The following is a 24,824-nucleotide window of genomic DNA, read 5'->3' as shown; positions in this document are numbered from 1 at the left end:
GTCAGCGGCCCGGGCTGGCGGCCTTCCTCGTCTCCTTCGCCTGCTTCGGGAAGAAGGTGTACGAGAGGGCGATGACGAGGTTGATCCCGATCACCCAGAGCATCTTCGTCTGCCAGCCGTGCAGGGGGGCGGCCGCGGCGCTGCCGACGAAGCAGGCGGCGGCCTGGAGGAGGAGCCAGGCCACGGCGGCCGAGAGGATCCAGCGGCCCGCCGACTGCCACTCGTACACCGTGCGCGCCCGGCCCGCCGCCGGCGGCTTCACGGGCTCCGGGCCGCCGGCGAAGCGGTGCGCGACGTACGCGTCGACCCGGCGGATGGTGTGGCGGCCGAGGCCCACCGAGAAGCCGATGTAGACGGCGGCCAGGCCGTGCTTCCAGTCCGGCTCGGCGCCGTTGCGCAGGTCGATCACGGTGACCACCAGCAGGAGGGCCTCCAGCAGCGGCTCGCACATCAGGACGGCGGCCCCGGCGCGCGGCATCCGCGCCACGTAGCGCAGGGCCAGCCCGGCGGCGAGCAGCAGCCAGAACGCCACTTCGCAGGCGATGATGAGCGCGACGATCACGACGTCCTCCGGGTCTCGGGGGTGGGGTGTCCGGGCCGGGGTCCGGCCGCTCTTCCACTGTCGCCGGGCGCCGGCGCCGTTTCCTCGTCTCCGGTGGTGAACCGCGCCTGCATCCTTCGATGTACACGGCCTTCCCGGCCAAGGCCGCGGAGGTGACGCGCAGCGGGCCGGGACCCTGTTGGATGGCGTGGTGACCCTCCCCCGCCCGCACCGGCACGACGTCATGATCGCCGGGATCAGCCTGTTCATCGGCCTGCTGCTGTACGCCCTCGGGCTGCATCTCAACGCCGGGCGCCGGCTGGTGCCCGAGTGGGTGGTGCTGGTGCCGATGGCGGTGACGGCGGTCCTGGAACTGCTGCGCCGCACCGCCCCGCAGACCGCCCTGCTGGTGGGCACCGCGGCGGTGGTCACCGACCAGTTCACGGTGGGCAGCATGGCCACGGTCATGATGTTCACGGACCTGATGTACGCGGCGGTGGTGTACGGCAACGCGCGGATGGCCCGGCGGCTGCCGTTCACGACGGCCGGGATCACCATCGCGGTGACGGTGGCCGCGCTGGCCTGGTGGCAGGACGTCCAGGCGCTGATGCTCGGCGTGGTGACGTCGATCATCTGCTTCTTCCCGGCGGTCACGGGCGCCGCGGTGCGCAGCCACCGGGACACCGCCGAGGCGGCCCGGCTGCGGGCGGAGCAGACGGCGCTGCTGGCGGAGATGGACCGCAAGCAGGCGGTGACGGCGGAGCGGGCCCGGATGGCGCGGGAGCTGCACGACATGGTGGCCAACCACCTGTCGGCGATCGCGATCCACTCGACCGCCGCGCTGTCGATCGACTCGCCGGAGACCAGCAGGGAGGCGCTGGCGGTGATCCGGGAGAACAGCGTGCAGGGGCTGGCGGAGATGCGGCGGCTGATCGGGCTGCTGCGGACGGCGGGCGGGGACGGCGAGGCGGTGGCGCAGCCGACCCTGGAGGCGGTGGACGCGCTGCTGGAGCAGGCCGGGCGGAACGGGGCGGCGAGCGGGCTGGAGTTCGTGCTGCACGACGAGCGGCCGGCGGCGGGGGCCAGGGGCGGCGGCCTGCCGGCGCCGGTCGACCTGGCGGCGTACCGGATCGTGCAGGAGTCGCTGACCAACGCGATCAAGCATGCGGCGCCCGGGCGGGTGGAGGTGCGGCTGGCGCTGGCCGACGGGGTGCTCACGGTCCGGATCGACAGTCCGTACGGTGAGCACCGCTCCGGTCCGAGAGCACCGGGCTCGGGCGCGGGCCTGGTCGGCATGCGCGAACGGGTGGCCCTGCTGGGCGGGGAGTTCGAGGCCGGTCCGGACGGTCCGGACCGGTGGCGGGTGCGGGCCGAGCTGCCCGCCGACGAGAAAGTGGTGAACACGTGACGATCCGGGTGCTGGTCGCCGAGGACCAGCAGGCCGTACGGGCCGGGCTGGTGCTCATCCTGCGCAGCGCGGGCGACATCGAGGTGGCGGGCGAGGCCGCGGACGGCGAGGAGGCGGTCCGGCTGGCCCGCTCCCTGCGCCCCGACGTGGTGCTCATGGACGTGCAGATGCCCCGGCTGGACGGCGTCTCCGCCACCCGCCAGGTGGTCGCCGAGGGCCTGGCCGACGTCCTCGTCCTGACCACCTTCGACCTGGACGAGTACGTGTTCGGGGCGCTGCGCGCCGGTGCGTCGGGCTTCCTGCTGAAGAACACGGAGGCGGCCGACCTGATCGCGGGGGTGCGGACGGTGGCGCGCGGCGAGGGCCTGATCGCCCCGGCGGTGACCCGGCGGCTGATCGCGGAGTTCGCGGCCCCGAAGCCGGCCCGGCAGCCGGACCCGGCGCAGCACGCCGCGGTGGCTGCCCTGACCCCGCGGGAGCGGGAGGTGCTGTCGTGCCTGGGCCAGGGGCTGTCGAACGCGGAGATCGCGGCCCGGCTGGAGATGGCGGAGGCCACCGCGAAGACCCACGTGAGCCGGCTGCTCGGCAAGCTGGAACTCCGCAGCCGGGTCCAAGCGGCCGTCCTGGCACAGGAGTTGGGGCTCTAGCCCGGAGGCCGGCGGAGATCCGGCCGACATCCGGCCGACAAACGGCGCAGTGTCGGCCCCATGAGGTCTGGACCTCTTGACGCTTGGTCCAGACCTTTCTACGCTCACCGCAATCACTGTGGTGAGCGTGCCATGACAAAGCGTGCTCACGGGCGGCGCAGGTCCCACCCCCATGTCGTTGTCGATCCCCCGATGCCGACGGACCTACGGAGGAGCACCCTTGAGCACAGCACCCCCGCGCACACGCATCCTGTCCAGAGTGGCGGCGACCGTCGCCGCCTTCGCCCTCCCGCTGGCCGGCCTCGTGGGCCTGGCCTCCCCCGCCCAGGCCGCCGGATCAGCGACGGCGACCTACACCAAGGTCTCCGACTGGGGCAGCGGCTTCGAAGGCAAGTGGACGATCAAGAACACCGGCACCACCTCGCTCAGCAGCTGGGCCGTCGAGTGGGACTACCCCACCGGCACCCGCGTCACCTCCGCCTGGGACGCCACCGTCACCAGCAGCGGCAACCACTGGACCGGCAAGAACCTCGGCTGGAACGGCACCCTGGCGCCCGGCGCCTCGGTCACCTTCGGCTTCAACGGCACCGGCGCCGGCGCCCCCACCGGCTGCAAGATCAACGGCGCCTCCTGCGACGGCGGCAGCCAGCCCGGCGACAATCCCCCCAGCGCCCCGGGCACCCCCACCGCCGCCAACGTCGCCGACACCTCGCTCACCCTGAACTGGGCCGCGGCCACCGACGACAAGGGCATCAAGAACTACGACGTCTTCCGCGGCAGCACCAGGATCGCCACGGTCACCGGCACCTCGTACGCGGACTCCGGCCTCACCAAGGGCACCACGTACACCTACACGGTCACCGCCCGCGACACCGCCGACCAGACCGGCCCCTCCTCCGGCGGCCTCACCGTCACCACCACCGGAGGCGGCGGCAACCCGGACCCGGGCGACAAGATCAAGCTCGGCTACTTCACCAACTGGGGCGTCTACGGACGCAACTACCACGTGAAGAACCTGGTCACCTCCGGCAGCGCCGCGAAGATCACCCACATCAACTACGCCTTCGGCAACGTCCAGGGCGGCAAGTGCACGATCGGCGACTCCTACGCCGACTACGACAAGGCGTACACCGCCGACCAGTCCGTCGACGGCAAGGCCGACACCTGGGACCAGCCGCTGCGCGGCAACTTCAACCAGCTGCGCAAGCTGAAGGCCCAGTACCCGCACATCAAGGTGCTGTGGTCGTTCGGCGGCTGGACCTGGTCCGGCGGCTTCGGCCAGGCGGCCGCGAACCCGACGGCCTTCGCCCAGTCCTGCTACGACCTGGTGGAGGACCCCCGCTGGGCCGACGTCTTCGACGGCATCGACCTCGACTGGGAGTACCCGAACGCCTGCGGCCTGTCCTGTGACACCTCCGGCCCCGCCGCGTTCAAGAACATGATGCAGGCCATGCGCGCCAAGTTCGGCGCGAACAACCTGGTCACCGCGGCCATCACCGCCGACGCCTCCGACGGCGGCAAGATCGACAAGGCCGACTACGCCGGCGCCGCGCAGTACATTGACTTCTACAACGTCATGACGTACGACTTCTTCGGCGCCTGGGAGGCCAAGGGCCCGACCGCCCCGCACTCCCCGCTCACCTCGTACGCCGGCATCCCGCAGGCCGGCTTCAACTCGGCCGACGCCATCGCCAAGCTCAAGGCGAAGGGCGTCCCCGGCAGCAAGCTGAGCCTCGGCATCGGCTTCTACGGCCGCGGCTGGACCGGCGTCACCCAGGACGCGCCCGGCGGCACCGCCACCGGCCCGGCCACCGGCACGTACGAGCAGGGCATCGAGGACTACAAGGTCCTCAGGAACAGCTGCCCGGCCACCGGCACCGTCGCCGGCACCGCCTACGCCAAGTGCGGCAGCAACTGGTGGAGCTACGACACCCCCGCCACCATCGCCGGGAAGATGACCTGGCTGAAGAACCAGGGCCTCAAGGGCGCCTTCTTCTGGGAGTTCAGCGGCGACACCGCCAACGGCGAGCTCGCGAACGCGATTCACACCGGCCTGAAGTAACACCGGCCCGGAGCACGACCGCCCGGAGCACCACCGGCCGGAAGCACCACCGGCCGGGAGACCGAAGCCGGGGAGAGGGGTCCGCCCCCCGCTCCCCGGCTTCACCCGTTCCCGGGCCGGTACCGGCTGCTACTCGTCCCACTCACAGGTCGCGATGCCCTGGCCGATCTGCACCGCCGAGCTGCCGGGCGGGCAGGTGTGGACCACGTAGTCACCGTTCTCGCACACGGTGTAGAGGCCGCCGGGCAGCGCCCAGGTGCCCTCCTCGCAGAGCACCCCGGGGGCGGCGGCCGCGGAACCGGCGCCGAGCGTCAGGGCACCTGCGGACAGCAGGAATGCGGCGAAGGCCGCGGGAACACGGGGAAAAGGCATTGCAGGGCCTCGATCCTGTGACGGGAGCACTGTCCGCAGCACAAACGAGACACCGGGGTGTGCGTCACCCGGATTCGGCCGTACGGCCCAGCAGGCTAGGCGACATTCACCCTCTGGCCGGGCGGAGCCGCCTCCAGCCACGCCAGGAAGCCGGTCAGGGCGTCCTCGCTCATCGCCAGCTCCAGGCGGACCCCCTGGTGGAGGCAGCCGAGCACGACGGCGTCGGACAGCAGCGCCAGCTCCTCCTCGCCCTCGGGGGCACGCCGGGCGAGCACCTCGATCGACGAGCGCTCCAGCAGCCGGCGCGGCCGCGGGGAGTAGCTGAAGACGCGGAACCACTCGATGCGGTCACCGCTGTAGCGGGCCACCCCGTAGACCCAGCCCTTGCCGGACAGGTCGGTCTCCTCGGGCACGTCCCAGCGCAGGCTGCAGTCGAACGTCCCGCCCGAGCGCTGGATCAGCCGCCGGCGCAGGCCGAACACAAAGAGGCCGATCACCACCAGGGCGACGACCAGGCCGCTCACAAGCAGAGCGAGGAGCATCTTCACCGACCTCCTCGCTCATCCGAATGACGCAATGGAACAGCAACAGCACCTGCATCGCCTCAGCCGCGGCCCCGCCTGGATGATTCCAGCGGGCCGCGGCTGAGGGGTAAAGCTCTTCGGTTCCGGGGTCAGGACCCCGTCACCGCACGCAGCCGGACTTCGGCGCGACGCTCGGCGGCAGCGTTGGCCTCCGACTTGGCGCGCTCCAGTGCCCGCTCCGCACGCTGGACGTCAATCTCGTCGGCAAGCTCGGCGATCTCGGCGAGCAGCGACAGCTTGTTGTCAGCGAAGGAGAGGAATCCGCCGTGCACCGCGGCGACGACGGTGCCGCCCTCGCTCGTACGGATGGTCACCGGGCCCGATTCCAGCACACCGAGCAGCGGCTGGTGACCGGGCATGACGCCGATGTCGCCGGACGTGGTGCGCGCGACAACGAGAGTGGCCTCGCCGGACCAGACACTGCGGTCCGCGGCGACCAGCTCGACGTGCAGCTCAGCAGCCAAGGTGGCTCCTCGGGTCTCCACCCGGCGGGTCGGCCGGGTGTTGGGTCAAATTCTAATGGGCGTGGGGAGGGGGACGGGACGGGCCCGCCCCCCTCCTTGCGAATCAGCGCTGCTCAGGAGAGCAGGTGAGTCAGGAGACGCCCAGCTCCTTGGCGTTGGCCTTCAGGTCCTCGAGGCCACCGCACATGAAGAACGCCTGCTCGGGGAAGTGGTCGTACTCACCGTCGCAGATCTGGTTGAACGCGGCGATCGACTCGTCGAGCGGAACGTCCGAACCGTCCACGCCGGTGAACTGCTTGGCGACGTGGGTGTTCTGCGACAGGAAGCGCTCGACACGACGGGCACGGTGGACAACGAGCTTGTCCTCCTCGCCCAGCTCGTCGATGCCGAGGATCGCGATGATGTCCTGGAGGTCCTTGTACTTCTGCAGGATCCCCTTGACGCGGGTCGCGGCCTCGTAGTGGTCCTTCGCGATGTACCGCGGGTCGAGGATGCGGGACGAGGAGTCCAGCGGGTCCACGGCCGGGTAGATGCCCTTCTCGGAGATCGGACGGGAGAGAACCGTCGTCGCGTCGAGGTGGGCGAAGGTGGTCGCCGGCGCCGGGTCGGTCAGGTCGTCCGCGGGGACGTAGATCGCCTGCATCGAGGTGATCGAGTGACCGCGGGTCGAGGTGATGCGCTCCTGGAGGAGACCCATCTCGTCGGCCAGGTTCGGCTGGTAACCCACCGCGGAGGGCATGCGGCCGAGCAGGGTCGACACCTCGGAACCGGCCTGGGTGTACCGGAAGATGTTGTCGATGAAGAAGAGCACGTCCTGCTTCTGAACATCGCGGAAGTACTCCGCCATGGTCAGGCCGGCGAGGGCGACGCGCAGACGGGTGCCCGGGGGCTCGTCCATCTGGCCGAAGACCAGGGCGGTCTTGTCGATGACGCCCGAGTCGCTCATTTCCTCGATGAGGTCGTTGCCCTCACGGGTACGCTCACCGACGCCCGCGAACACCGACACACCGTCGTGGTTGTTGGCGACGCGGTAGATCATTTCCTGGATCAGAACGGTCTTGCCGACACCGGCACCACCGAACAGACCGATCTTTCCACCCTTGACGTACGGGGTGAGAAGGTCGATGACCTTGACGCCGGTCTCGAACATCTCGGTCTTCGACTCGAGCTGGTCGAAGCTCGGGGCCTTGCGGTGGATCGCCCAGCGCTCGGTGACCTCGGCGTTCGCCTCCGGGTAGTTCAGCACCTCGCCCAGGGTGTTGAAGACCTTGCCCTTGGTGAAGTCGCCGACGGGGACGGTGATGCCCTCGCCCGTGTCGGTCACCGCGGCCTGGCGGACCAGGCCGTCGGTCGGCTGCATCGAGATGGTGCGGACCAGGCCGTCACCCAGGTGCTGGGCGACTTCGAGGGTCAGCGTCTTGAGCTTGCCCTCCTCGGCCGGGTCGGCGACCTGCACGGTCAGCGCGTTGTAGATGTCGGGCATCGCGTCGACGGGGAACTCCACGTCGACGACCGGGCCGATGACCCGGGCGACGCGGCCCGTGGCGGCGGCCGTCTCAACAGTGGTCGTCATTACTTGTCACTCCCCGCGGTCGCGTCGGCAAGGGCTGCGGAGCCACCGACGATCTCGCTGATTTCCTGGGTGATTTCGGCCTGGCGGGCCGCGTTGGCAAGCCGGGAGAGGTTCTTGATCAGCTCTCCGGCGTTGTCGGTCGCCGACTTCATCGCACGGCGGCGGGCGGCGTGCTCGGAAGCAGCCGACTGCAGCAGTGCGTTGTAGATGCGGCTCTCGACGTAGCGCGGCAGCAGGGCGTCGAGGACGTCCTCCGCCGACGGCTCGAAGTCGAACAGCGGAAGGATCTCGCCCTTCGCGCCGGTCTCCTCCACAGCCTTGTCGAGGCTCAGCGGCAGCATCCGGTCGTCCACCGGGTTCTGCGTCATCATCGACACGAATTCCGTGAAGACGATGTGCAGCTCGTCGACGCCGCCCTCGGCCGTCTCCTTCGAGACCGCCTCGATCAGGGGCGCCGCGACCGCCTTGGCGTCCGCGTAGCTCGGGCTGTCGGTGAAGCCGGTCCAGCTGTCCGCGACCTTGCGCTCACGGAAGCTGAAGTAGGCCAGACCCTTGCGGCCGACGATGTACGTGTCGACCTCCTTGCCCTCGCCGCGCAGCCGCTCCGTCAGCCGCTCCGCAGCCTTGATGGCGTTGGAGGAGTAGCCGCCGGCCAGACCGCGGTCGCTCGTGATGAGCAGGACCGCGGCGCGGGTCGCCGTCTCGGCCTCGGTGGTGAGCGGGTGCTTGGTGTTCGAGCCGGTCGCCACCGCGGTCACCGCACGGGTGAGCTCGGTCGCGTACGGCGTGGAGGCCGCCACCTGGCGCTGCGCCTTGACGATGCGCGAGGCGGCGATCATCTCCATCGCCTTGGTGATCTTCTTGGTCGCGGTGACGGATCGGATGCGACGCTTGTAGACCCGGAGCTGCGCTCCCATGAGTCAGGTCCCTTCCGTCGTCACTTGGAGACGTTGACGGCCGCCGGAGCGTCCTCGCCCAGGAGCTTGCCGTCCGAGGTCTCGAACTGCTTCTTGAAGTCGGCGATCGCACCGGCGATGGACTGCAGGGTGTCGTCCGACATCTTGCCGCCATCGGCGATCGAGGTCAGGAGGTCCTTGCGGTTGACCCGCAGGTGCTCCAGCAGCTCCGACTCGAAGCGGCGGATGTCCTCGACCGGGACGTCGTCCATCTTGCCGGTGGTGCCGGCCCAGACGGAGACGACCTGCTCCTCGACGGGCATGGGCTGGTACTGGCCCTGCTTCAGCAGCTCGACCATGCGCTTGCCGCGCTCCAGCGAGGCCTTCGACGCGGCGTCCAGGTCGGAACCGAAGGCGGCGAACGCCTCCAGCTCGCGGAACTGGGCGAGGTCCACGCGGAGACGGCCGGAAACCTGCTTCATGGCCTTGTGCTGCGCGGAGCCACCGACGCGGGAGACCGAGATACCGACGTTCAGGGCCGGACGCTGGCCGGCGTTGAACAGGTCGGACTCCAGGAAGCACTGGCCGTCGGTGATGGAGATGACGTTGGTCGGGATGAACGCCGAGACGTCGTTGGCCTTGGTCTCGACGATCGGCAGACCGGTCATCGAACCGGCACCCATGTCGTCGGAGAGCTTGGCGCAGCGCTCCAGCAGACGCGAGTGCAGGTAGAAGACGTCACCCGGGTAGGCCTCACGGCCCGGCGGGCGGCGCAGCAGCAGCGACACGGCGCGGTAGGCGTCGGCCTGCTTCGACAGGTCGTCGAAGATGATCAGGACGTGCTTGCCCTGGTACATCCAGTGCTGGCCGATGGCGGAGCCGGTGTAGGGCGCCAGGTACTTGAAGCCGGCCGGGTCGGACGCCGGGGCGGCGACGATGGTCGTGTACTCCAGGGCACCGGCCTCTTCCAGCGCGCCGCGGACGGACGCGATGGTGGAGCCCTTCTGGCCGATGGCGACGTAGATGCAGCGGACCTGCTTGTTCACGTCGCCCGAGCGCCAGTTGTCGCGCTGGTTGATGATCGTGTCGACGGCCAGGGCGGTCTTGCCCGTCTGGCGGTCGCCGATGATCAGCTGACGCTGACCACGGCCGATCGGCACCATGGCGTCGACGGCCTTGTAGCCGGTCTGCATCGGCTCGTGGACCGACTTGCGGACCATGACGCCGGGGGCCTGCAGCTCAAGGGCGCGGCGGCCGTCGGTCGCGATCTCGCCGAGACCGTCGATCGGGTTGCCGAGCGGGTCGACGACGCGGCCGAGGTAGCCCTCGCCGACGCCGACGGAGAGGACCTCACCGGTGCGCTGCACCGGCTGGCCCTCCTCGATGCCGCTGAACTCGCCGAGGACGATGGCGCCGATCTCGCGCTCCTCAAGGTTGAGGGCGAGACCGAGGGTGCCGTCCTCGAACTTCAGCAGCTCGTTCGCCATGGCGGAGGGCAGGCCCTCCACCTTCGCGATGCCGTCGCCGGCAACGCTGACCGTACCGACCTCTTCGCGCGAGGCCGCGTCCGGCTTGTACGACTGGACAAAGTTCTCCAGTGCGTCCCGGATCTCCTCCGGCCGGATCGTGAGCTCCGCCATCTGGGTTCCCTGCTCTCCTTGTTGGGCCTGAAGCTTCTTAGGGGTCTGGGGGCGACCCCCAGGAATCTTCTGCAAGTTCTGCACGGCCCAACCGGGCCGCTGGAAATGCTTTTTGCTTGGTGGCTTGGTCAGCCGGCCATGCGGCGGGACACCTCGGCGAGGCGCTCCGCGAGGCTGCCGTCGATGACCTCGTCACCGACGCGCACCGCGATCCCGCCGAGGACCGCCGGGTCGACGTCGAGGTTGAGGTGCATCTGGCGGCCGTACAGCTTGGCCAGGACCGCACCGAGACGCTGCTTCTGCACGTCGGTCAGCGGCACCGCGGTGGTCACGGTGGCGACCATCCGGTTGCGGCGCGCCGCGGCGAGCGTGGACAGGGACTCCAGTCCCGACTCCAGGCTACGTCCCCGCGGGTGCGTCACGAGACGCGTGACCAGGCGCTCGGTGACCGCGTTCGCCTTGCCGCCGAGCAGACTGCCGAGCAGCTGCCCCTTGGCCGAGGCGGTGGCGGACCGGTCGGTCAGCGCCGCACGCAGCTCGGTGCTGGAGGCGACGATCCGCCCGAAGCGGAACAGCTCGTCCTCGACGTTGTCGAGCACGCCGGCCTGCTGGGCACCGGTGAGCTCGGCGGTGTCCGCCAGCTCCTCCAGCGCGTCCACCAGGTCGCGCGACTGCGACCAGCGCGACCGCACCATGCCGGACACGAGGTCCAGGGTTTCCCCGCCGACCTGGCCGCCGAGCAGGCGCTGGGCCAGCTCAGCCTTGGCCTCGCCGGCCTGCGCCGGGTCCGTGATGACCCGACGCAGCGACACCTCGCGGTCGAGCAGCGCGGTGACGGCAGCCAGCTCACCGGCGAGCTTCTGGGCATCGGCGGACGTGTTGTCCGTCAGCGCGTCCAGACGCTCACGAGCGGTGGCCAGCGCCTCGCGGCTCGCTCCGTTCATCGGGCAGCCTCGGCCTTCTCCTCAAGCTCGTCGAGGAAGCGGTCGATGGTGCGGCTCTGCCGGGCGTGGTCCTCGAGGGACTCGCCGACGAGCTTGCCGGCCAGGTCGGTGGCGAGCTTGCCCACGTCCTGACGCAGCGCCTGCGAGGCAGCCTTGCGGTCGGCCTCGATCTGGGCGTGGCCGGCAGCGATGATCTCCTCACGCTGCCGCTGGCCCTCTGCGCGCAGCTCTTCCTTGAGCGCAGTGCCCTGCTCCAGCGCCTCCTGGCGCAGGCGCGCGGCCTCGTGCCGGGCCTCGGCGAGCTGGGCCTTGTACTGCTCCAGCACGCTCTGGGCCTCGGTCTGAGCCGCCTCGGCCTTCTCGATACCGCCCTCGATCGCCTCGCGGCGCTCTTCCAGAACCTTGTTGATGTTCGGGAGGAGCTTCTTCCAGAAGACGATGAAGACGATGGCGAAGGCGATGGTGCCGACGAGCAGCTCGGGGCCCGGCGGGACGAGCGGGTTCTGCTCTTCCCCGGACGCCAGCTGAACCAGGTTGGCGATCACATCAGTGCCTTTCGTCGAATGCGTCAGTAAGAAGGTGATTACTTACCGAACACGAACGGCATAACGATGCCGATGAGGGCGAGCGCCTCACAGAAGGCGAAGCCGAGGATCTGGTTGGCGCGGATCAGGCCGGCAGCCTCGGGCTGGCGGGCGAGGGCCTGGGTGCCGTTACCGAAGATGATGCCGACGCCGACGCCCGGGCCGATGGCCGCGAGGCCGTAGCCGATGGAGCCGAGGGAGCCGGAAACGGCAGCGAGGTTCTGGAGAGCGGACATGCCGGTTCTTCCTTCTCTTTCACGGACCGGTGGGGGTTGGCCACCGGACGACTGGGGTTTGCGGGGCGGGTTTGGCTCAGTGGTGCTCGGCGAGAGCGCCCTGAATGTAGGAGCAGGCAAGGAGCACGAACACGTACGCCTGGACCGCCTGCACGAAAAGCTCAAAGAGGATCATGACGATCGTCATGACGAAGGAGACGCCGGCGGCGGGGATCATCGCACCGTTCAGCAGGTACCAGGAGGCGACCGTGAACATGACCAGCATCAGGTGACCGGCGAACATGTTCGCGAACAGTCGCACCGCGTGGGTGAAGGGGCGCACGATCAGGTTCGAGAAGAACTCGATGACCATGACCAGCGGCAGAACCGCACCGAGCGACTTGTCGTAGCCGGTGACGTTCTTGAAGAAGCCGACGAAGCCGTGCTTCTTGAAGGTCAGCGAGACCCAGACCACGTAGACGATCAGCGCGAGCACCACCGGGAAGGCGATGATCGAGGAGACCGGGAACTGGGCCAGCGGGATCACGGACCAGATGTTCATGATCCATACGAAGAAGAACAGCGAGACCATGAGCGGGACGTACTTCTCGCCCTCGCGCTTGCCGAGCGTCTCGTAGACGATGCCGCGGCGGACGAAGTCGTAGCCGGCCTCGCCGACCATCTGGAGCTTGCCGGGCACGACCTTCGGCTTCGCGAAGGCGGTCCAGAAGAACCCCACGACCACGAGCGTGGTGATGAGAGCGAGCAGCATCACCTTGTTGAACTCGTACCCGCCGACCGTGAAGAGCGGCTGGAACAGGAAGGAGTGCAGGCCCGGAGCGGGGAAGCCGCAGCCGTTGTCGGCCATGATGCGGCAGCTCCAGTCAAAGGCAAGCTGGGTCTGGTCAGCACTCACCGCGGGCTCCTTCAGCGTGGCGCATAGGTACGGCAACCTCGTTGTGTCGGCGCGGCATGAGGCCGCGGTTCGGCACTGGACTGGTCTTACAGGTGTGGGGGCGGCTGGCAGGCAGTGAGCCTCGCGCTTGAGCAGGCGTCAGCTCAGATGCCCGCGCCCGCGATGCCGCAGTTGGCACCGGACGATAGCAGGATCCCGAACGCACACTTATCCCGCCCCTACCTTTCACGACGAAGACCCCGAGTTTTCGGGCTTCTCACCCTTGTCGGAGTCGGGATCGACGTAAAGGATCTTGGCCTTCATGTGCGCACGCGCCTGGGCCGCCATCCACACGAGGGTGGTGGCGACGAGCGTGGCCGCGAAGGCCCGGGGGTTGAACAGCGTCGTGTCCTTGAACACGGCGACGAAGATGAACAGCAGCAGCAGCTGGGCCGTGTAGAGCATCAGCCCCATGGCCTGAAACAGCTGCGGCAAGGTTTTGGCCGTGCGCTGCAGCACCACCACGCCGATCCCCATGAAGAGGATGACGATCAGCGTTCCGACGACCGCCCCGATCGCACCCTTGCCGCCGGCGACGACCCCGCTGATGACCGTGGCGATGGCGCCGGCGGCAGCGGTGGGTACGACGGTACGCAGAAGGGACCGGGTGTCTTCAGAGCGCATGGCGAATTGCTCCGCTTGATGGTGGGGGCACGGGACTCGTTCGGGACGAGCGTAAGCCCGGACCGAGAGCGAGCCTCGGGCCGAGGGACCGTCGCACTACGGTCCTTCGGCTCTGTCGCCGGGTTTAGTGAACGGTATCACAAACTATTTGATGAGGTCTTTACCTGCCAGGTGTGCTTGCTGTCACACATGAGAGTGAACATGCGCGTCTGTGCAGCAGACAGCGTCGGTATGTCTGCTAATGGCGGCAGAAATCATCATTCCGTTTCCGTGTTCGACCGCCCGGGGAGACGGACCCGGCGCGGAAGGAGGCCACCGAACGGCGTGATGTTGACCCCGTCCGGACCGGCCCCGGCCCGCCCTGCGAACGCCCCGCACCGCTCCCCACACACGCCTGTGGGCCCCCGCGCAAGGGGCCCACAGGAGGAGTTCACCGGATGTTCAGCGCGGGGAGCCCGCCGGGTGGTGGTCGGGGTGGGCGCTGAGGGCGGTGGCGCCGTTGGCGCCGGAGACGCCGACCATGGCGGGGCGGGGGGCCGGCTCCTCGGCCGTGGCACCGGCCAGGGCGGCCTCTGCGGCGGCCTCGGCGGCGCGCTGGGCGTGCCGGTAGCGGGGCGGGACCAACCGCTCCGCCCAGCGGGGCGCACGCGGCGTGAAGCGCGGCAGCAGGAGCAGGACCAGGCCCACCGCGCTCAGTCCGACGAGGACGAAGACGATCCACATCGATGCCGAGTGCACGGAGTACGCGACCGCGCCGAAGGCGATCAGGCCCGACCAGAAGTACATGATCAGGACGGCCCGGCTGTGCGAGTGGCCGATTTCCAGCAGCCGGTGGTGCAGGTGACCGCGGTCGGCCGCGAACGGCGACTGGCCGTTCCAGGTGCGCCGGACGATCGCCAGGATCAGGTCGGCCATCGGGATGGCGATGATCGTCAGCGGCAGCAGCAGCGGGATGAAGACCGGCAGCATCGCGTGGGTGGCGTTGCGCTCGCCGTCGAACCACAGCGCCATCGCGTCCGGGTCCACCTGTCCGGTGATGGAGATCGCGCCGGCCGACAGCACCAGGCCGATCAGCATCGACCCGGAGTCCCCCATGAAGATCCGCGCGGGATGCATGTTGTGCGGCAGGAAGCCCAGGCACATGCCCATGAGGATCGCCGCGAACAGGGTGGCCGGGGCCGCGGCCTCGATGCCGTAGCCGAACCAGAGCCGGTAGGAGTACAGGAAGAACGCCGCGGAGGCGATGCAGACCATGCCGGCCGCGAGGCCGTCTAGGCCGTCGACGAAGTTCACCGCGTTGATGGTGATCACGACCAGGGCCACCGTGAGCAGGTTGCCCTGCCACTGGGTGAGCGAGACGGTCCCGAAGCCGGGGATCGGCAGCCACAGGATGGTGAGGCCCTGCATGACCATCACACCGGCGGCGATCATCTGGGCACCGAGCTTGATGAGGGCGTCGATCTCGAACTTGTCGTCGAGGACGCCCACCAGCCAGATCAGCGCAGCCCCGGAGAGCAGCGCTCTCGGTTCGTTCGACAGCTCGAAGACCCCGTTGAGGTTCTCCAGGTGGTCCGCGACCAGCAGGCCCGCGCACAGGCCGCCGAACATCGCGATCCCGCCGAGCCGCGGGGTCGGTTCCCGGTGCACGTCGCGGGCCCGGATCTCGGGCATGGCACCGGCCGCGATCGCGAACTTGCGCACGGGCCCGGTCAGCAGATAGGTCACCGCGACCGTGACGCACAGCGTCAGCAGGTATTCACGCACGGGCTGCCCCAGATGATTTCGCCGGCCATCTCAGCCCCACACATTAGCTTCGTTGCCCCTGGCCTTGAGGACACACGGGGGCCGGTCTCCGGTTGCAGGCCTCCCACGGTGTCCTCACTCGGGCGGATAAGGGGGAAATCTCCCGGTCAGCTCTTCCACCCGGTCGCGCACCGCGCCGTCGCCGCGCAGCGCCGCTCCGAACAGTTCCGCGATCCTCGCCATCTCGGCCCGGCCCATGCCCTGGGTGGTCACCGCGGCCGTGCCCAGCCGCAGGCCGCGCTGGTCGCCGTACGGGAGGGCGCAGGTGTCGAGGACCATCCCGGCGGCGGCGAGCCGGCCGCGGGCGGTGCGGCCGTCGACGCCGAGCGGAGCCGGGTCGGCGGTGATCAGGTGGGTGTCGGTGCCCCCGGTGGTCAGGTGCAGCCCCTCCCCCGCGAGCGCTTCGGCGAGAACCCTCGCATTGGTGACGACCTGATGGGCGTACGCGGTGTACGCGGGGCCGGCCGCCTCCCCGAAGGCGACGGCCTTGGCGGCGATGGTGTGCATCTGGGCGCCGCCCTGGGTGAACGGGAAGACCGCCCGGTCCACCCGGTCGGCGAGCTCCGCGCCGCACAGCACCATGCCGCCGCGGGGGCCGCGGAGCACCTTGTGGGTGGTGGCGCAGACGATGTCGGCGTACGGCACCGGGCTGGGTGCGGCCCCGCCGGCGACCAGCCCGATCGGGTGGGCGGCGTCGGCGATGAGGTAGGCGCCCACCTCGTCGGCGATGGCGCGGAAGGCCGCGTAGTCGAGGTGCCGGGGGTAGGAGATGGAGCCGCAGACGATCGCCTTGGGGCGGTGCCGGCGGGCGAGGGCGGCGACCTGCTCGTAGTCGACCAGCCCGCTCTCGGCGTCGACCCCGTAGCCGACGAACTCGAACCAGCGGCCGGAGAAGTTCGCCGGGGAGCCGTGCGTCAGATGGCCGCCGTACGCCAGTCCCATGGCGAGGACGGTGTCGCCGGGGCGCAGCAGGGCGGCGTAGGCGGCGAGGACGGCGGCGGAGCCGGAGTGCGGCTGGACGTTGGCGTGGTCGCAGCCGAACAGGGCGGTGGCCCGCTCGGCGGCGATCCGCTCGGCGAGGTCGGCGTACTCGCAGCCGCCGTGGTGGCGGGCGCCGGGGTAGCCCTCGGCGTACTTGTTGGCGAGCGGGGAGCCGAGGGCCGCCAGGACGGCGGGCGAGGTGAAGTTCTCCGCGGCGATCAGCTGGAGCCCGGTCGCCTGGCGCTGCCGCTCGCCGGCGAGGAGGTCCGCGATGGCGGGGTCCTGGCGGCGCAGCACGTCGTCCACGGCGGCGGCGGGTCCGGCGGAAGTGCTGACGGTGGTCATGGCGCGGCTCCGACGCGTGGGCGGGCAGTACGCCCACTCTAGGCCGCCCTCCCGGCATACGCACCGAAAATCGGACTTTTCACCGATCGGCGTGCCGGACCGGGTCAGTGGTGGGCGCTGACCCCCGTCAGGGCGGTGACCACGGGGTCGAGGGCCTGGTTGATCTCGTCGCCGATGGAGCGGAAGAACGAGATCGGGGCGCCGTACGGGTCATGCACCTCGTCGGCGTCGGCCGAGGGGGCGAGCAGCCAGCCGCGCAGGGCCGCCGCGGCCCGCACCAGGGCGCGGGCGCGTTCGGCGACGCCGTCGTCGAGGGGCGGCAGGGTGGCCGGGTCTATCGCGCGCACCAGCCGGGTGAACTCCTTCAGCGTGAAGGTGCGCAGGCCCGCGGAGTGGCCCATGGAGATGACCTGGGCGCGGTGGTCGCGGGTGGCGGTGAGGACCAGGTCGGCGCGTATGACGTGCTCGTCGAGGAGCTCGCGGCCGAAGAAGCCGGACGCGTCGGCCCCGAAGTCGGCGAGCACGGCGGCCGCGTTGGCCTCCATGGGTGCGCCTTCGTGGCCCCAGGTGCCCGCGCTCTCCACGATCAGGGCCCCGGCCGGCCACTCGGCGCCGAGCCGGTCGGCGAGGGCGTGCCGGGTGAGCCGCTCGGTGATCGGCGAGCGGCACACGTTTCCGGTGCTGACGTGGAGGATGCGGAACGCGTCCGTGCCGGCTATGCCACGCCCCTGAGGGCTCACGGGGCCACCTCAAGGTCGGGTACGACCTCCCGGAGCTGCTCGGCCGACAGGGCTCCTTCCCGGAGCAGGACCGGCACCTTGCCGGTGACGTCGACGATGGACGACGGCTGGATGCCCGGGGTGGGCCCGCCGTCCAGGTAGACGGAGACGGAGTCGCCGAGCATCTCGCGGGCGGCGTCGCAGTCCTCGGGCGCCGGGTGGCCGCTCAGGTTGGCGGAGGAGACGGCCATCGGGCCGACCTCGGTGAGCAGCTCGATGGCGACCGGGTGCAGGGGCATCCGGATGGCGACGGTGCCGTCGGTGTCGCCGAGGTCCCACTGGAGGGACGGCTGGTGGCGGGCGACCAGGGTGAGGGCGCCGGGCCAGAAGGCGTCGACGAGCTCCCACGCGGCCTCGGAGAAGTCGGTGACCAGGCCGTGCAGGGTGTTCGGGGAGCCGATGAGCACCGGGGTGGGCATCGAGCGGCCGCGGCCCTTGGCGGCGAGCAGGTCGGCGACCGCCTCGCTGCTGAAGGCGTCGGCGCCGATGCCGTAGAGGGTGTCGGTGGGCAGCACGACGAGTTCCCCGCGGCGGACGGCGGACGCGGCCTCGCGGAGGCCCGTCTTGCGGTCCGTCGCGTCGTTGCAGTCGTATCGCCGGGCCATCAGCGGGCCTCCTGGTGCGGGGTGGTGGGGGTGGGGTGGGGCTTCGTCACGGCAGTGCCTTGCGGGCGGTGGCGAAGCGGGGCCGGTTGTTGAGGTCGGGGTGGTCGGCCGCATCGGCCCAGCCCCGCTCCTCGGCGAAGATCCACGGGACCTGGCCGCCCTGGGTGTCGGCGTGCTCGATCACGACGACGCCGCCGGGGCGCAGCAGCCGGTGCGCGGTGCGTTCCAGGCCGCGGATGGTGTCGAGACCGTCCTCGCCGGAGAACAGCGCCATCTCGGGGTCGTGGTCGCGGGCCTCGGGGGCGACGTACTCCCACTCGGTGAGGGGGATGTACGGCGGGTTGGAGATGACCAGGTCGACCTGGCCGTCCAGCTCGGGCAGCGCGGTCAGCGCGTCGCCCTGGTGGACGGTGACCCGGGAGCCGTCCGCGTTCTTGCGGGTCCAGACCAGCGCGTCCTCGGACAGCTCGACGGCGTGCACGCGCGAGCGCGGCACTTCCTGGGCCATGGCGAGGGCGATGGCGCCGGAGCCGGTGCACAGGTCCACGATCAGCGGCTCGACCACGTCCATGGCCCGTACGGCGTGTATGGCCCAGTCGACGACCGACTCGGTCTCGGGCCGGGGGACGAACACGCCGGGGCCGACCTGGAGCTCCAGGTAGCGGAAGAAGGCCCGCCCGGTGATGTGCTGGAGCGGTTCGCGGGCCTCGCGGCGCGCGACCGCCTCCCAGTACCGGGCGTCGAAGTCGGCGTCCTTCACGTTGTGCAGCTCACCCCGTTTGACGCCGTGCACCCACGCAGCGAGCTCCTCGGCGTCGAAGCGCGGTGAGGGCACGCCGGCGGCGGCCAGCCGCTGGGTGGCCTGGGCCACCTCCGCGAGCAGCAGGTTCACGCTTCCTCCACCGGGGTCGTACGGGGGGTTGGTACGGGGTTACTGGGCAGACGCGAGCTTGGCCGCGGAGTCCGCGTCCACGCAGGCCTGGATGACCGCGTCGAGGTCGCCGTCGAGTACCTGGTCCAGGTTGTACGCCTTGAATCCGACCCGGTGGTCCGAGATCCGGTTCTCCGGGAAGTTGTACGTACGGATCTTCTCGGAACGGTCGACGGTCCGCACCTGGCTGCGCCGCGCGTCGGCGGCTTCCTGCTCGGCGGCCTCCTGGGCGGCGGCGAGGAGCCGGGACCGCAGGATGCGCATGGCCTGCTCCTTGTTCTGGAGCTGGCTCTTCTCGTTCTGGCAGGAGGCGACGACGCCGGTCGGCAGGTGGGTGATGCGGACGGCGGAGTCGGTGGTGTTGACGGACTGGCCGCCGGGGCCCGAGGACCGGTACACGTCGATGCGCAGGTCGTTCGGGTTGATCTCGACCTCGACCTCCTCGGCCTCCGGGGTCACGAGGACGCCGGCGGCGGAGGTGTGGATGCGGCCCTGGGACTCGGTGGCGGGCACGCGCTGGACGCGGTGCACCCCGCCCTCGTACTTCAGGCGGGCCCACACGCCCTGGCCGGGTTCGGTGGCGCCCTGGCCGCCCTTGGTCTTCACGGCGACCTGGACGTCCTTGTAGCCGCCGAGCTCGGACTCGGTGGAGTCGATGATCTCGGTCTTCCAGCCGATCCGCTCGGCGTAGCGCAGGTACATGCGCAGGAGGTCGCCGGCGAAGAGGGCGGATTCGTCGCCGCCCGCGCCCGCCTTGATCTCCAGGAGGACGTCCTTGTCGTCGCTGGGGTCGCGCGGTACCAGCAGCAGGCGGAGCTTCTCGGTGAGCTCCTCGCGCTGCGCGGTCAGCTCCTTGACCTCGGCGGCGAAGTCGGGGTCGTCGGCCGCCAGCTCCTTGGCCGTGTCGATGTCCTCCCCGGTCTGCTTCCAGGCGCGGAAGGTGCCCACGATGGGGGTCAGTTCCGCGTAGCGCTTGTTGAGCTTGCGCGCGTTGGCCTGGTCGGCGTGGACCGAAGGGTCGGCGAGCTGCTTCTCGAGGTCGGCGTGCTCGCCGACCAGGTCCTCGACCGCTTCGAACATCGGGTGCTCCTGGGGGGAATGGGCGTGGGGCTGCGGGACGACAAAGGCGCCGGCGCGGCCGCCCCCGAGTGGACAGGGGCGGCCGTCGACCGGCGCCGTGGCTCGCTACTTCTTGGAGCCGGCAGCCTTGCCGAAGCGGGCCTCGAAGCGGGCCACACGGCCACCGGTGTCGAGGATCTTCTGCTTGCCCGTGTAGAACGGGTGGCACTCGGAGCAGACCTCGGCACGGATGGTGCCCTCGGTCAGGGTGCTACGGGTGGTGAACGACGCGCCGCAGGTGCAGCTGACCTGGGTCTCGACGTACTCGGGGTGGATCTCGCGCTTCAAGGTGTCTCCTAGTTTCGGGAGGGCGCCGGGTCGCAGGGGGCGGAATTGCACGCTGCGTGAACCGGGGCCGACGGACCAGTCTGCCAGGACCGGGCCGCCTGTTCAAAATTCGAGGACGCTGCCTTCAACGGGGTCGGTACCCGGTCTATTCCTTGACCACGGAGCCGGCCGTGCCCTTGTCGCCGGCCGACTTCTCGGTGGCCGAGGCGGGGATGGGCCGGTCGGCCAGCAGCGCGTCCCAGACCTGCCGGGATTCGGCCTCCAGCGGGACCACCCGGTTGGGGTCGCGGGTGTCGGCGCCGACCGGCAGCGTGATCATGTGGAGGTCCCGGGCGTCGATCTCGGCGAGGCCGGAGGCGAAGCCCATCAGGTCCTTGACGCCGCTGAGCTTGCTGTCGGTGGTGATGGCCTTGGTGCCCGTGTCGGCGAGGTCGAGGAGCCGCTTGGGGTTGTCGAACACGCCGATGCTCTTGACCTGCTTGATCAGTGCCTTGATGAAGGCCTGCTGGAGCTGGATGCGGCCGAGGTCGCTGCCGTCGCCGACGCTCTTGCGGGTGCGGACCAGGCCGAGGGCCTGCTCGCCGTTGAGCTGGTGGGTGCCCTCCGCGAGGTCGAGGTGGCTGGCCTTGTCGCGGATCGGCTTGGTGGTGGTCACCTCGACGCCGCCGAGCTCGTCGATGATCTTCTTGAAGCCGGTGAAGTCGACCTCGATGTAGTGGTCCATCCGGACCCCCGACATCTTCTCGACGGTCTTCACCGCGCAGGCGGCGCCGCCGATGGTGAAGGACTCGTTGAACATGCTGCGCTCGCCGCCGGGATCGGTCTTGCCGCCGGGGGTCTCGCAGGAGGGCCTGGTGACCAGGGTGTCGCGCGGTATGGATATGACGCTGGCCGTCTTGTGGCCCTCGTACAGGTGGACGATCATCGCGGTGTCGGAGCGGGCCGAGCCGCCGTCGTCGCGGCCGTACTCGCCGTTCGCGCCGCCGCGCGAGTCGGAGCCGAGGACGAGGATGTCCATCGAGCCGTTGTCCACGTCGGCCGGGCGGTCGTCGCCGAGGGCGGCGTCGATGTCGACGCTCTTGAGGTTCCCGTCGAACTTCACCCAGAAGTAGCCCGTGGAGACGCCGCCGATCACGAGCGCGCCGGCGGCGGTCCACCCGATCAGGGTGAGGACCCGGCGGCCCCCGCTCGCCTTCTTGCGCCGCCGTCCGCGTGCGGCCGCACGGGTGGCGGCCCGGCCGCTGCTCTGCTCGGTCATGCTCTCCTCGGTTCTCCGGATCCCGGCCCCCGGTGTCGTGTGCGCCCTGAAAAGTGCTCGGCCCGCCCCCGGCCCGAAAGGGGAGACGGGAGGGGCGGGCAAAGGGTTGCACGACGACCTGTGCCCACCGCGCGGGCACGGTGGGCACAGGGAAGGGGCCGGATCAGGTCGTAACCAGCGCGTTATACGGGCTCACCTGGGGTTTATCCGAAGAGGTTGTACGCGTTCCAGCCGCCGCCGAAGCCGGCGCGTGTGGCGAAGGTCGCACCGGACTTGCCGGTTCCCTTGTAGAGCCACATGGTGCCGGCGCTGTCGCGGGCGAGCAGGTCGGCCTTGCCGTCGTTGTTGACGTCGCCGGTCATGGTGATCTGGTTGTAGATGTTCCAGCCGGTGCCGATCCTGACGCGGGAGCCGAAGGCGCCCGTGCCGGCGGTGCCGGTGCCCGGGTACAGGTAGAGCGCCCCGGCGGAGTCGCGGGCGATCAGGTCGGTCTTGCCGTCGCCGGTCAGGTCTCCGGCGCCGCGGACCATGCTGTAGACGTTCCAGCCGAAGCCGGCCTTGACCGGGGCGTTGAAGGCGCCGGCGCCGTTGCCCGGGTTCAGGTACAGGTCGCCGGTGGAGGTGACCTGGACCAGGTCGGGCAGGTCGTCGCCGGTCACGTCGCCGGGGGCGACGATCTGCTTGCGGGTCGACCAGTCGCTGTAGATCTTGGACACCGTCTTGGTGGCGCCGTTGTACCACTGGATCTGGCCGCTGGTGGTGCGGCGGACCTGGTCCTGGACGCCGTCCCGGTTGAGGTCGGTCTGGCGGAACAGGTTGATGCCCGCCGCGTCGCCGAGGGTGGCGCCCTTGGACAGCGAGGTCAGCTTGGAGGCGAACGGGTAGAGGTCCGCGTCGGAGCTGTTGCGCGCGATCAGGTCGGCCGCGGCGTCCCCGGTCCAGTTCGCGTCGTAGATCTCGGCGCGCAGGGGGCCGGCGTACCCGGTGGCCTTGGCGAAGACGCTGTAGTAGCCCTTCTCGACGCAGTCGGTGACGCCCCAGGAGACGATGCCGATCAGGCGCCCGTTGCGGACCAGCGGGCCGCCGGAGTCACCGTTGCACGAGGTGGTGGTGCCGGCGTCGGAGCCGGTGGCGGGCTTGCCGGCGCAGACCATGTGGCCCTTGACCAGCCAGTCGCCCCAGGCGTCGTCGCAGGTGGTGTCGGCGACGAGCGGCAGGTCCGCCTTCTTCAGCACGGGCGAGCCGGCGTAGCTGGTGGAGGAGGTCCGGCCCCAGCCGTACACGGTGGCGGTGCCCGTCCCGTACAGCGAGGTGTCGGTGGAGCGGGCCAGCGGCAGGTTCGCGGCAGCCGTCTTCGTCGCCAGCGTCAGCACCGCGGTGTCGTTGTCGAAGCTCACGTCGTCGTAGGACGGGTGGCGCCACTGGCGCTTGACCTTGTGGACGGTGCCGCCGAAGGCGTTGACGACCTTGCCGGTGGCGTCGATCTCGGCCATCTCGGTGGCGCCGGTGACGATCGTGCCGCCGTTGGACCAGTCGATCAGGTCGACGCAGTGCGCCGCCGTGACGACCTTCGTGGGCGTGACCACGGAACCACCACAGAAGAAACCATTCTCCGGGTTGGTCGGGTCGGTCCAGAACAGCTGGGCCATCCACGGCGCGGTGCTGATCGTGGTGGTCCCGCCACCGATGATCATCGGGGTCCGGGACGGGGTGCTCTTGCGGTTCGACGAGAGCGCCGAGCGGTACGCGTCCTGCATCTGCTTGCGCATCTCGGACTGCGTGGGAGGGGCCGGCGATTCGGCGGCCTGGGCGGTGCCGCCTGCGGTCAGGCCGGCACCCGCCAGGGCGAGTACGGACACGGCCACGGGAGCCACGAGGCGGCGCTTGCCGGACGGGCGGCCGCCACGGGTGCGTATGTGCACGCATCATCCTTCGGATAGGCCGACGCGCGCCCCCCGTGAAACGGGAGGCGCGCGCCAGAGGTACATGGGGCGGACCAGATCATTCCGTATCGGGCCGCCTCACGGGAGGGGGGGTGCCTTATCGCAGCTGCGCGGCAACCGTCTTCGCGTAGGTGCTGTACTTCGTGTAGACCGGGTACAGGCCCTTCTGCACGCAGTTCTTCACGCCCCAGGACGTGACGCCCACGACGCGGCCGTTCACGACCAGCGGGCCGCCGGAGTCACCGTTGCAGGGGGCGACGGTGGTGCGGTCGCTGCCCGTGGTCTTGTTGCCGACGCACAGCATGTGGCCCTTGATGAAGCTGCGGCCCCACACGCTCGGGCTGGTGCACTTCGAGTCCGCCTGGATGGGCAGGGTGGCCCGGCGCAGGTAGGTCGAGATGGCCTGGCTGGTGGAGCTGGTACGGCCCCAGCCGACCGCGGTGGCCTTGGTGCCCGGACGGTAGGACGCCTTGTCCGTGGAGGTGGTGACCTTGATGGTCTTGGCGTTGGTCGGCGCCGCCAGCGTCAGGACCGCGATGTCGTTGTCGAACGTGCGGGAGTTGTACTTCGGGTGCTGCCACTGCTTCTTGATGCGGAACGCCTTGCCGCCGTACAGGCTGCTGCCGTCGGCGAGACGGGTCGCGCCGGTGACGACGACACCCTTGGTGACGAAGTTGCGGCCGCTGACGCAGTGCGCGGCGGTCAGGATCTTGCGGGAGTTGATGACGGCACCGCCGCAGAACGAACCGCGGCCCGGGCTGACCTCGACGAACAGCTGCGCCATGTACGGGTAGTTCTTGATGGTGGTCTTGGTGCCACCGATGATGTACGAGTCACGCTCGGGGGCGTGCTGGGCGCCGGAGACGCTCTGGATGATGCGCATGGCCTCGGCGTCGCCCGGCTGCTGCGCGGCACCGGCCGGCGCGGCGGAGGTGGCCATCAGGCCGGCGGCGATGGCGGAGGCGAAGCCGGCGGCGGAAACGCGGCGCACGGTCTTGGAAATGATCACTCAGACTCCCCGTGGAAACGGTTGTTGGGCACGCGGGGGAGGTTGCCCGGATCAGGATCCGGCGGTGGCGTGAAGGGCAGGAATCCCTGCCGGCCGCCCATGGACTCGCGCTCGATTCAGCGCGACCGATGCCCCCCGACGTGCGGCTCACCGATCCTATGACGTGTACGCAGCGAGATCCAATCAACAACTGACATAAGGCGAGCGTAAGTTGGCACCATGACCGTTCTGAGACGCGCTGGTGACAAAGGAGA

25 protein-coding genes are annotated in these 24,824 nt (G+C 70.0%); 3 read left to right on the top strand and 22 right to left on the bottom strand.

The window, feature by feature from the left end:
• Nucleotide 1: 1 nt before the first annotated feature.
• Complete coding sequence (locus LG634_RS10070; RefSeq protein WP_226733340.1) at nucleotides 2–562, bottom strand: hypothetical protein; 561 nt, start codon at nucleotides 560–562, stop codon at nucleotides 2–4.
• Nucleotides 563–749: 187 nt separating this feature from the next.
• Between LG634_RS10070 and LG634_RS10065 the strand changes: the two genes are divergently transcribed.
• From LG634_RS10065 to LG634_RS10055, 3 genes are all read left to right on the top strand, one after another.
• On the top strand, nucleotides 750–1,949 hold the full coding sequence (locus LG634_RS10065) for a sensor histidine kinase (RefSeq protein ID WP_226733339.1): 1,200 nt from the start codon (nucleotides 750–752) through the stop codon (nucleotides 1,947–1,949).
• On the top strand, nucleotides 1,946–2,596 hold the full coding sequence (locus tag LG634_RS10060; protein WP_226733338.1) for a response regulator: 651 nt from the start codon (nucleotides 1,946–1,948) through the stop codon (nucleotides 2,594–2,596). The genes LG634_RS10065 and LG634_RS10060 overlap by 4 nt, the downstream gene beginning before the upstream one ends.
• Before the next feature lie 172 nt (nucleotides 2,597–2,768).
• A complete protein-coding gene (locus LG634_RS10055; RefSeq protein ID WP_226733337.1) occupies nucleotides 2,769–4,658 on the top strand; it encodes a glycoside hydrolase family 18 chitinase in 1,890 nt (629 codons plus the stop codon).
• A 129-nt stretch (nucleotides 4,659–4,787) separates the two neighbouring features.
• Here LG634_RS10055 and LG634_RS10050 read toward each other — a convergent pair whose 3' ends face one another.
• The 21 genes from LG634_RS10050 to LG634_RS09950 all read right to left on the bottom strand — a co-directional run bounded on the left by LG634_RS10050 (nucleotide 4,788) and on the right by LG634_RS09950 (nucleotide 24,570).
• Complete coding sequence (locus LG634_RS10050; RefSeq protein ID WP_226733336.1) at nucleotides 4,788–5,030, bottom strand: hypothetical protein; 243 nt, start codon at nucleotides 5,028–5,030, stop codon at nucleotides 4,788–4,790.
• Nucleotides 5,031–5,125: 95 nt separating this feature from the next.
• Entirely contained in the window at nucleotides 5,126–5,572 is a 447-nt protein-coding gene (locus tag LG634_RS10045) for a DUF2550 domain-containing protein (protein ID WP_226733335.1), read from the bottom strand.
• Nucleotides 5,573–5,703: 131 nt separating this feature from the next.
• Nucleotides 5,704–6,078 (bottom strand): F0F1 ATP synthase subunit epsilon, encoded by a 375-nt coding sequence (locus LG634_RS10040; RefSeq protein ID WP_226733334.1) that lies wholly within the window; start codon nucleotides 6,076–6,078, stop codon nucleotides 5,704–5,706.
• A gap of 130 nt (nucleotides 6,079–6,208) precedes the next feature.
• A complete protein-coding gene (atpD, locus tag LG634_RS10035; RefSeq protein ID WP_226733333.1) occupies nucleotides 6,209–7,651 on the bottom strand; it encodes a F0F1 ATP synthase subunit beta in 1,443 nt (480 codons plus the stop codon).
• The gene (locus LG634_RS10030; RefSeq protein WP_226733332.1) at nucleotides 7,651–8,568 is read right to left on the bottom strand and encodes a F0F1 ATP synthase subunit gamma; all 918 of its coding nucleotides are present in this window, start codon (nucleotides 8,566–8,568) and stop codon (nucleotides 7,651–7,653) included. Before LG634_RS10030 ends, atpD begins: the two co-directional genes overlap by 1 nt.
• A gap of 20 nt (nucleotides 8,569–8,588) precedes the next feature.
• Nucleotides 8,589–10,187 carry a F0F1 ATP synthase subunit alpha gene (gene atpA / locus LG634_RS10025; protein WP_226733331.1) on the bottom strand — a complete coding sequence of 533 codons (1,599 nt, stop codon included), beginning with the start codon at nucleotides 10,185–10,187 and terminating at the stop codon, nucleotides 8,589–8,591.
• 128 nt (nucleotides 10,188–10,315) lie between these two features.
• Entirely contained in the window at nucleotides 10,316–11,131 is an 816-nt protein-coding gene (locus tag LG634_RS10020; RefSeq protein WP_226733330.1) for a F0F1 ATP synthase subunit delta, read from the bottom strand.
• Entirely contained in the window at nucleotides 11,128–11,676 is a 549-nt protein-coding gene (locus LG634_RS10015) for a F0F1 ATP synthase subunit B (RefSeq protein ID WP_226733329.1), read from the bottom strand. Before LG634_RS10015 ends, LG634_RS10020 begins: the two co-directional genes overlap by 4 nt.
• A gap of 38 nt (nucleotides 11,677–11,714) precedes the next feature.
• Nucleotides 11,715–11,951 (bottom strand): ATP synthase subunit C-like protein, encoded by a 237-nt coding sequence (locus tag LG634_RS10010; protein WP_226733328.1) that lies wholly within the window; start codon nucleotides 11,949–11,951, stop codon nucleotides 11,715–11,717.
• Nucleotides 11,952–12,027: 76 nt separating this feature from the next.
• Nucleotides 12,028–12,846 carry a F0F1 ATP synthase subunit A gene (gene atpB / locus LG634_RS10005; RefSeq protein WP_504967644.1) on the bottom strand — a complete coding sequence of 273 codons (819 nt, stop codon included), beginning with the start codon at nucleotides 12,844–12,846 and terminating at the stop codon, nucleotides 12,028–12,030.
• Nucleotides 12,847–13,071: 225 nt separating this feature from the next.
• Nucleotides 13,072–13,509, bottom strand: a complete 438-nt coding sequence (locus LG634_RS10000) for a Cg1360 family ATP-synthase-associated protein (protein WP_226733327.1) — start codon at nucleotides 13,507–13,509, stop codon at nucleotides 13,072–13,074.
• Nucleotides 13,510–13,950: 441 nt separating this feature from the next.
• A complete protein-coding gene (locus tag LG634_RS09995; protein ID WP_226733388.1) occupies nucleotides 13,951–15,285 on the bottom strand; it encodes an MraY family glycosyltransferase in 1,335 nt (444 codons plus the stop codon).
• 102 nt (nucleotides 15,286–15,387) lie between these two features.
• Complete coding sequence (glyA, locus tag LG634_RS09990; protein WP_226733326.1) at nucleotides 15,388–16,638, bottom strand: serine hydroxymethyltransferase; 1,251 nt, start codon at nucleotides 16,636–16,638, stop codon at nucleotides 15,388–15,390.
• Between the two features lie 104 nt (nucleotides 16,639–16,742).
• Entirely contained in the window at nucleotides 16,743–17,378 is a 636-nt protein-coding gene (locus LG634_RS09985; RefSeq protein ID WP_226733325.1) for an arsenate reductase/protein-tyrosine-phosphatase family protein, read from the bottom strand.
• A complete protein-coding gene (locus LG634_RS09980) occupies nucleotides 17,375–18,022 on the bottom strand; it encodes an L-threonylcarbamoyladenylate synthase (protein ID WP_226733324.1) in 648 nt (215 codons plus the stop codon). The genes LG634_RS09985 and LG634_RS09980 overlap by 4 nt, the downstream gene beginning before the upstream one ends.
• A gap of 46 nt (nucleotides 18,023–18,068) precedes the next feature.
• The gene (prmC, locus tag LG634_RS09975; protein ID WP_226733323.1) at nucleotides 18,069–18,914 is read right to left on the bottom strand and encodes a peptide chain release factor N(5)-glutamine methyltransferase; all 846 of its coding nucleotides are present in this window, start codon (nucleotides 18,912–18,914) and stop codon (nucleotides 18,069–18,071) included.
• A gap of 39 nt (nucleotides 18,915–18,953) precedes the next feature.
• Nucleotides 18,954–20,033, bottom strand: coding sequence for a peptide chain release factor 1 (prfA, locus tag LG634_RS09970; RefSeq protein ID WP_226733322.1), 1,080 nt, complete (start codon nucleotides 20,031–20,033; stop codon nucleotides 18,954–18,956).
• A gap of 105 nt (nucleotides 20,034–20,138) precedes the next feature.
• Entirely contained in the window at nucleotides 20,139–20,360 is a 222-nt protein-coding gene (rpmE, locus tag LG634_RS09965; protein WP_030492616.1) for a 50S ribosomal protein L31, read from the bottom strand.
• Between the two features lie 145 nt (nucleotides 20,361–20,505).
• On the bottom strand, nucleotides 20,506–21,618 hold the full coding sequence (locus tag LG634_RS09960; protein ID WP_226733321.1) for an LCP family protein: 1,113 nt from the start codon (nucleotides 21,616–21,618) through the stop codon (nucleotides 20,506–20,508).
• A gap of 203 nt (nucleotides 21,619–21,821) precedes the next feature.
• Nucleotides 21,822–23,540 (bottom strand): trypsin-like serine protease, encoded by a 1,719-nt coding sequence (locus tag LG634_RS09955; RefSeq protein ID WP_226733320.1) that lies wholly within the window; start codon nucleotides 23,538–23,540, stop codon nucleotides 21,822–21,824.
• A 118-nt stretch (nucleotides 23,541–23,658) separates the two neighbouring features.
• Nucleotides 23,659–24,570, bottom strand: a complete 912-nt coding sequence (locus LG634_RS09950) for a S1 family peptidase (protein WP_226733319.1) — start codon at nucleotides 24,568–24,570, stop codon at nucleotides 23,659–23,661.
• Between the last annotated feature and the right edge of the window lie 254 nt (nucleotides 24,571–24,824).

This window comes from Streptomyces bambusae, from assembly GCF_020532645.1.
In the GTDB taxonomy this organism is placed as follows: domain Bacteria; phylum Actinomycetota; class Actinomycetes; order Streptomycetales; family Streptomycetaceae; genus Streptomyces; species Streptomyces bambusae.
This window is presented reverse-complemented; position numbering and strand designations above follow the sequence as displayed.